The following is a 1,305-nucleotide window of genomic DNA, read 5'->3' as shown; positions in this document are numbered from 1 at the left end:
CGTGGCAAAAAGATCACACGCGACAACCTCTGCGTGATGAGGCTCAGGACAGCCTTCGGGAGGCATGGGCGCAGGGACCCTTGAGGACTTCAACGAACTCGACTCTTTCGAACCGAAACTGTTTGCGATCTGCTCGTCAAGTGATCAGCTTCTCCGATTGCCCCGGGGTTCGTCATTCTCGGGCAATGCTGACGTAGCATTCCGATCTCACGCGCCGCCGCGCGACCTGTAGAAGAGGGGTTCGAGTCTTTGGCGCAAGAGCGAGGATGTTCTATCCACGATCACCGTACTCCCAGTCACGCCCCCGCGCAGCGGGCTATCGCGCAGCGATTTTGTGGTGTGCTGGGCATGTTCAGTAGCTTGGAGGTGAAAGTCCTCTACCCAACCTGATGGAGGTGAAGGGTTAGCGATAACGCAAGGGCTGTCGCCGCGAGGCGGGGTCTGAAGGAAGCGTAGAGCAAACGTGCGGGTCGATGGACAAAAACCGGGTACAAGGCGCGAGCATCGGACGAGCGGGCCACATACCGCGAAGTCCATATCCATCAAGGACGCGAAGCGTAGACCCGGCGACGGTGCACGGAAGGCGACTGAACTTACCCCAGGAGATCTGCCCTGTGTCGCTTCGGCGACTGAGAGCGCCGTGAGGCGGTCTGATCGCAGGGCAGAAGTCAGCAGAGGGTATAGTAGGTCATGTCGTCGGCAAGGCTAGTGAGGCACTCCGTCGCCGAAAGGTGGAGTCAACAGATAGGCCGAGCCGGAAACGAGGGCTGAAGGCCCGAACGGGAAGAGCGGCAAGTAGGACATGAGTCTCGAGAGCGACAAGCGGCTGCACATCCAGTTGAGACTGGACTTCCCATCGGCGCCGACGGGTGAAGCCCGGCAGGCGTTGCGGGAAGACATCGAATCGTTCTCGGCGGTGAATGAACCCGAACGCCCGGCCAACGCGCGTCGAGTAATGTTCGAAACGTGTTAGCTCAACTTCTCGAACCGCCGTATACGGACCCGTACGTACGGTGGTGTGGGAGGGGCGGAGCCGCGAGGCTCCCCCCTATCCCGATCTTTGGCACGAACCTGCCGATCCGGAATGTCCGCTTTCACGGCGAGTCTTGGAGGGTAAGCGGTCGTGCCACGGAGATTGCGGAAACGACGTTCATGACCCACTGCGGTCATAAGCAGGGTCGAAATACTACAGCGCAGCAGTCTCCTGCCGTACGGAGTTGTGCTATCCTTTCAGTGGGAAGACGAGAGGCGCCTGCAGCGCCTGCGCCGACCCAGGCAATTCAGGTCTGGCCGAAAACTCGCCCG

The 1,305-nt window shown here is 60.2% G+C and carries 1 protein-coding gene; it reads left to right on the top strand.

Annotation, left to right across the window (positions count from 1 at the left end; translation table 11 throughout):
- Positions 1–802: 802 nt before the first annotated feature.
- Positions 803–973: a hypothetical protein gene (locus tag VMT30_09110; GenBank protein ID HVQ45088.1), complete on the top strand. Its 171-nt coding sequence runs from the start codon at positions 803–805 to the stop codon at positions 971–973.
- The last annotated feature ends 332 nt before the right edge of the window (positions 974–1,305 follow it).

Source organism: Candidatus Saccharimonadia bacterium, from assembly GCA_035544015.1.
GTDB lineage: Bacteria > Patescibacteriota > Saccharimonadia > UBA4664 > UBA4664 > UBA5169.
Note: the sequence above shows the minus strand (reverse complement) of the source record. Positions and strands in the feature narration are given on the sequence as shown.